This is a genomic window from Paraburkholderia tropica, from assembly GCF_900109265.1.
GTDB classification, from domain to species: domain Bacteria; phylum Pseudomonadota; class Gammaproteobacteria; order Burkholderiales; family Burkholderiaceae; genus Paraburkholderia; species Paraburkholderia tropica.
This window is the reverse complement of the sequence record NZ_FNZM01000037.1, coordinates 24,874-31,333: the sequence shown is the minus strand read 5'-3', so window position 1 is coordinate 31,333 and position 6,460 is coordinate 24,874. Positions and strand designations below refer to the sequence as shown.

At 55.1% G+C, this 6,460-nt stretch carries 4 protein-coding genes and 1 pseudogene; 4 read left to right on the top strand and 1 reads right to left on the bottom strand.

Going from position 1 to position 6,460, the window contains the following annotated elements; translation table 11 throughout:
- Positions 1–316: integrase core domain-containing protein (locus BMY06_RS36610; protein WP_143064427.1), on the top strand; the 316-nt coding region annotated here is incomplete at its 5' end.
- 278 nt (positions 317–594) lie between these two features.
- Here BMY06_RS36610 and BMY06_RS40390 read toward each other — a convergent pair.
- Positions 595–684, bottom strand: a pseudogene (locus tag BMY06_RS40390) (transposase); the annotation flags it as partial.
- A 497-nt stretch (positions 685–1,181) separates the two neighbouring features.
- Here BMY06_RS40390 and BMY06_RS36605 point away from each other — a divergent pair.
- The 3 genes from BMY06_RS36605 (at position 1,182) to BMY06_RS39290 (ending at position 6,422) form a co-directional block, all read left to right on the top strand.
- Positions 1,182–1,586, top strand: a complete 405-nt coding sequence (locus BMY06_RS36605) for a hypothetical protein (protein ID WP_074987714.1) — start codon at positions 1,182–1,184, stop codon at positions 1,584–1,586.
- Positions 1,587–2,775: 1,189 nt separating this feature from the next.
- Positions 2,776–5,709, top strand: a complete 2,934-nt coding sequence (locus BMY06_RS39295) for a P-loop NTPase (RefSeq protein WP_124263420.1) — start codon at positions 2,776–2,778, stop codon at positions 5,707–5,709.
- Positions 5,706–6,422 (top strand): hypothetical protein, encoded by a 717-nt coding sequence (locus tag BMY06_RS39290; RefSeq protein WP_124263421.1) that lies wholly within the window; start codon positions 5,706–5,708, stop codon positions 6,420–6,422. Before BMY06_RS39295 ends, BMY06_RS39290 begins: the two co-directional genes overlap by 4 nt.
- Positions 6,423–6,460: the final 38 nt, after the last annotated feature.

Sequence of the window (6,460 nt, the reverse complement as noted above, 5' to 3'; positions counted from 1 at the left end):
ATCCGAAATCGAGTGGTTAAGCGACAACGGCTCGGGCTACACGTCGGACGATACGCGCCGGTTTGCAGCCAAAATCGGGCTGAAGCCATTGACCACGCCGGTGCGCAGCCCACAAAGTAACGGCATGGCCGAGAGCTTCGTAAAGACGATGAAACGCGATTACGTCGCCTTCATGCCGAAACCGGATGCAGCAACCGCAGCAAGTAACCTGGCCATCGCATTCGAGCATTACAACGAGAAGCATCCCCATAGCGCGTTGAAGTACCGCTCACCACGAGCGTTTCGGCGCACGACGGAATCAGCAACCTTAGTGTGAAGCTGTGTCCGGGATTACAGGGGCAACTCCAATGATGGAGCGGGAATCATCTGCTCGGTGATACGGGGGCTGGCGCGGTGGGTAGGAGACGCGGAGGTGGATGGCGGTGGTGCCGTTGGCGTCGCGGAGAGCAATGTGTCCCGCGCTTTTATAGTGCGTTTGCCGTTCGCTCAATCAGCGATTCGTCAATCGAGGAAGCGGAATTTTTGACTGCCGGGGGCGGGTGCAGTTTGCCCCCCCTCGGTTTGCTCGATCCACAAGCCGGGCACTTCCGTTCAGCCATCGGCTCTAATGCACAGCGCGAGGTACGCCACCTTGTTCTTGACCGTGCCTTCGTTGCGGATCTTCAAACGCAGCGCGTCGAAATAACATCGCAGCAGTCGGCTGATTCAATTCAGGCGCCTTCTGTGATCGTGCTTGGCCCATACGAGCATTGCCTCATTGATTTGCAGTAGCTGCTATAGGCGAAGTTAGCGACGGGCCTGGCGGGGCACACGGTAGTGGCCTCCGGCGCGCCCTTGGCGTGCGAGCAGGAGGTCCGTACCCGGCCTGAACGTGCCATCTGCGCATTAGGCCGGTTGGAAAGTGCTTTCGCGTCAAAGGCTTGCGGAGGCCATTAAGGGCCGGTTTGCGGATTTGTCAGACTTGCGCGGTCTCGCGACAGTCGAGGATCGTTTCCGTTGTAATGAGACGGCTACAGCTATGTAGCCGCAAACCATACGCTCCATAAAGTGGCGCCCACCGATTGTCCATGGCATCTTGGCGATACGCGTGATGGCGACACAACTCGAACTTTGTGGGCTAGAGTAGCCTCATCGGGCGGCGACTCTATGGTTCCGAGACGCGAGATCGTAAGGTGCGACAGATGAAGAACTGGATGATCTCTTTGATCGCGTTTATGGCGATGATGTTCGTGGGTTGGTACGGTGGTACCGATTACCTGACGCGAGGGGGTGACCAGGCGTTCTGGGTCTCAGGTGCGCTCAGCGCGTCTGTTTGGCTATTCCTTTATCGGAAGCTGGCTACCGGTCAACGCATCTCTCGATTGCCGCTTCGATTCAATCGGATACTCTGGACCGTGGCAGTCTTCGTTTTCATATTGGTGGATGGTTGGTATGCGGGCGTGGACTTTGGTGCCCGAGGGGCCGGCGCCGCGGGGGTGTTGATGCTTGCGACCGCGTTCGGTGGGCTAACTTGGTTTTGCCCGGTCTGGGTTCCGGTTCAGCTAGGGACGACCCGGCCAAGTGAAAGCCGACTGCGCAAGATGTAGCGGTGCTGCCGCTACGTCTTGCAGGTAGGAGCGAGTGCGGTGACGGTTATGAGTTGCGCTGCAAAGGAAGTGACGCCAGCCAACGTTCGGCTTCGACTTGCGGAATGATTGTGCGCCGCCCGAATTTCCTGGCTGACAACCGACCAGCCTTCATCTCGGAATAAACTGCCGTACGGCCTACGCCAGCCCACTGGCAAAAATCGTTTACCGAGAGAACCCCCTTGCTGGTGTGCTCTTCTCCGTGCTGAGCCATGTGACGTCTCGCTAAAAGTTGATCGTGCTGAGATATAGTGAGATCGAGTCTCTGCGCGCACGACTGACTTGATTAGGTTCGTATGACGCCTAGCTGTTGTCTCGCGTTTCGCTTGCTATCGACGCTTGCGTCCCTCGCGAGCCTGTCAGGCCGTTCATCCGCGAAGTGACTTATTCCGGCCTATACAGCTTCGCCAGCATGGGGCTGGCAGACGTGAGGTCAAACGCTATTCTGTACCTCGAACGTGTTGCTCGCGTCTGATACATTACCGGCAATTGAGGTGAGGTCGCGTTTTTTGAGCATGTTGAATTCGTGGACGGCGTACCAACCATGTTCAAAGCCCAAAAGTGAACCGGTGACCCGATTCGAGTCTTATTTGCCGTACGTCTGATTGCGGCCTTAGCGCGGGAGCGTTGCTTGGAACATCAAATTGACGATGAGTTTGTCGGTACGCAGTTGCTTCGAACGCATATTGAAGAGTGCTCTCCAATCGTTGCCTTTCTAGGGCAGGCAGCGGGTTGGTCATCTTCGAACCCCGATCCGGTGCTCGAAATCGCTTTGAATCACGCGGGTAGGGTGGGTAGCAGTTGGCGAGACTTGCTCACACGCGATAGCCTCGCGACCGACTTTTACACTTGGCTTGATGAGCGGTTTAGCCGACGAATCCCCTCAGTATCACTCGACACTATTGGCGATGCACCGTTCAGTGCCATTTTCACCTCGTCCGTGGATCCCGGTCTGATTGACTTGCTAGCCAGTAGAGGCCGTGAGCCGGAGCTTGTGCTTGTCGGCAACTTAAAGCCGAAGCACCAGCGAAGCCTGAGGCGTCCTCCGGTTTATTATCTGTTCGGACGGGCGGGCATAGGGCCCGTAGAGGCATCTGCGCCTCTCAGTCTGCAAGGGCTTGCGCAACGACGGATTCGTCACGCGGGCGCCATGCTTCAGAGCTTGGAAGAGGCGGCGACTGCTTTGGGTCTTATTTTGGTCGATGGCTTTGACCCCCGGAGTGACTGGCTGCGCGCTGAGGACTTACTTGCGTCGTTGGCTAATGCTCCAAGACGCGGTGTACTATGGCTGGGCGATGAACCACAGTTCAATGAAGATGATCGCGCCGCATACGAAGATTTGAGAAGTGCGGGAATCATCGTTCGCGACCCACGGGCACTTGCGAACATCCTTGGAGAAATTCAAGCCGCCCGTGGAGGCGAGTGGGGATCCGATTGGAACGAGCCAGAGTTAGTCAGTCTCGCAGGCGACAAGTCGATCGTGATTTCTCCGCGCCTTCGGCTGATAACGGAGGCTTCGGCGGCAATCGTCGATGATTCTTGGAGTGGTTTTCTGCCCCCTCTCAGTTCGGACGATGAAAAGCTCGCATTTAGTGCTTTCCATGGTTTGGCCGACGGCATTCGATTGACGTTCGATGGTGTGCGTCGCAATTTCGCCATTGAGCGCACTTTTGAGTCCAAGCTGCATGAGGTGGTAAGCGGTGCGCTGAATCGTCACCATGTGCAAAAGGGCGCAATTGTCGTTCACGGTCAGTCGGGCGTGGGAAAGACCATTGCGCTGGCGCGCTTGGCTCTTACGAAACGTAGATCAGGGTACGCCGTACTATTTGCGCGTGGACGGCTACCACAGCCCGGCGACGTTTTTGAGTTTCTGAAGGCTGTAGATAAAGTGGGCGGCGTTACCCTGCTGATTGCCGATGCCACCACTTCCCCGCAAAAGTACGACGATCTTTTACATAGTCTGCGAAGCCTGGGGCATCACGTTGTCGTGGTCGGTTCCTGCTATCGACTCGGACCCGACGTCACTAAGAAAGCTCCTCGATTTATCGAGGCGGACGCAAAGCTTTCAGATCGGGAGAGAAAAGACCTCGGTAAGCTAGTTGAACGCGTTCAACCCGAGTTAATTAATAATTTCAACAGGCTGCGGCATTCGTCATACGCACTTGCGAGATTTTATTGGGTTTTACCACATAGCCGCACTCGATTGTCCAGCGGACTCGGAGATGAGGCTCGCAGAGCGGAGCGCGATATACATTCTTGGGGGGCAAGTCCGCCGAAAGCACGCCCAATGGGTGTACTCGGGCAAGCGCTGATATTGGCAGGCTATGAGCCGTCCTCAGAATCCCTATTTGAAGACATAAATCAGCATGACGTAGCGGGCGATGCGCCGGCTGGTCGCATCATCGATTTTGTCATGGCTGCATCGAGGTTATACATTGAGGTGCCGGTCAACTTGCTGCTGAGGGCTGCAGTTTCCGATCGACCTGAATTAGTAGGAAATGTTGATCCGAATCTGATACTTGACTTGATCAACCGGCAAGATTTATTTCGTTGGAGCTACGCTGAAAGCGAGTATTCAGATGTGTTGGTGGGCGCTAGACTTCAGCTCGAGGCCCAACTCGTATGCGATCGTCGTCTTGGTGGCGCCGAGGCAGAGGGCAACGCAATTATTCATCTTATCGAGGCGGCACATCGCGCCGGCCCAGATGAGAACGAAGAAACGCAATTTGTTGCCGATATCGTCTTCGCTATTGGGCCTGATGGACCGGCGAAAGAGCGATATAAGGATTGCTATGCCAATGTGGCGCGCGCGTTAACGAATCTTCGCGTGCGAAGCGGCGTGCCTAATGGCCGGCTAATGCTCCAAGAATCGACGCTTCGACGAGCATATGTACGTACGCATCGACAGTTGAGCCAGGACGAGAAATGGGCCATCTTGGAGGAGGCTGCTGAGGTGGTGGATACCGCGTTGCGTCTAATCCGCGAGGGGGGATATCGCTCGATCTATGCGTCACGCAGAACTGAAGAGCACTTGTGGGTCGAGCGGGCCGCGACCTATGGTTTTGTGGCTACGGAAGGGGCGCGGCGGGGGGACGAGGCTGCGGAGGTATGGTCCGGATATAAAGCTGCTCGTGAAGCGGTAAAGGCTGCATCGGCTAGGGTGGACAGCTATCTGCCGACCGATATTGCGCTTTGGATGCCGACAGGTATTCTTCGCGCCTCTTCGTCGCTTGGCGATCTGCAGAGATTAGAAGTGCAGGCGGACGTGAAGGCGACCATCGATCTCGTTGAGCCGGAAATCCTGCAACCAGCTCAGCGCGATGCGTTCAACCGACAACGTATGCTTTTTGCCGGTGTATTGGGCGACTCTTCACTCAGTGACGAGGCCTTCGAAGCGTTGGATAAAGCCGGATCAAGTGTCGGATTCTATTTGCGCGCGCGCGCGATGTCTCCGGAGAGGGCTGAAGGAGAGCATGAGGTCTCGCAAGGCGACTTAGCGAAAGCGATGCAAGCCGCTGCTTATCTTCGGGAGCACTATCAGAAAATATGCACTGATGATCGATCACTTCATCTTCTATTGAGAATGGAGTGGATGGTTTCCACACGCAGATGGCTGTTTCAAGGGGCGCGTCAGCCAATTCCCACGCACGCATCGGACCTGCGGAAGATCAAAGGAATATTAACGGACATTGCCGCTGTGATGCCCGATGGGCTGTCACCGAAGTATCGTTATCTCGATGCAGTTATGGACTGGATGGCGGGGAATGAAAAAATCAGCATGGCCACGTGGCAGCAACTGCAAATTGATACCGAATTTGTTGATGTGAGTCGCGTGATCAACCGTCACGTGATCACAGATGAAGCGTTTCGTCCAAGAGTCTTTAGCGGCATTCTGGAAAAGCGCTTGGGCGGTGATAGATGGTCAATTCTCGTCGACCAGTTGGGGCGTCATGTTGATCTGGCCGAGCAACATTTTCCGCACATCGACTTCGCACAAGGGAGACAAATTCGTGAGTTTTCGATTGTCTTTAACTATAGAGGACCGCTCGCGGACCCCCTCACGTCTCGGGCGCGTCAGCGATGAACTTCTCTCAAGTGTGTCAAGCTGCCGACGAACTTAGGCAACTTTTGAATACGTCCACTGGCCGCACTATGGTGGACCAAGTCACCATCGAGATACCAAAGCTGCCCGAAGATGAACTTCATTTTGTGAGGCTTGTAACGTGGGCCTACGCTTTCATCTACGAAGCTGGTCAACCGGCGTTTAACGAATTGAAGCGTCTCGTTAAAGTATCTCAAAGTCCAAAGGCTTCGGAGTGTGCGGCTACGCAGTCGATCGTTCAATGTCTGCGCACTAATATTGCTCACAATCTCCCCGGAGCGACTGGTACAGACGAAAAACAGCGTCGGCAGGCAAAGGCATGGTACCTCGAACACGGGAAGGGATACCCACCGGACTGGCAAGAGTCCAATCGAGCGCTTTGTGACTCACTGCTTGGCTGGATAACGGAATATAAGACGGCTTGGGAGCGTGCTATTCAGGACAGTGAGGATCGAAAGAACGCTATCGCTAGTCTCATCGCTGCTGTTGAGAACGAATGGCCGCCGCATTTATTCGATCGGATGGTAGAGGATGCTGCTACGCGACTGGGTCTGGATGGTTTGAACGCTACAGACTATAGAAAAGATCGATTCGAGGGTTGGCGTAAGATGGCGAGATGCTTCGAGAAGCGCGAGTTCGCTGAAGTTGCAATGAGGCGATTGATTCACAAAGAATTGCAGGCTCATTTCGGCTGAGGTTTCTGATTTCATGGGATGAGCGGAGGCACCAGTCG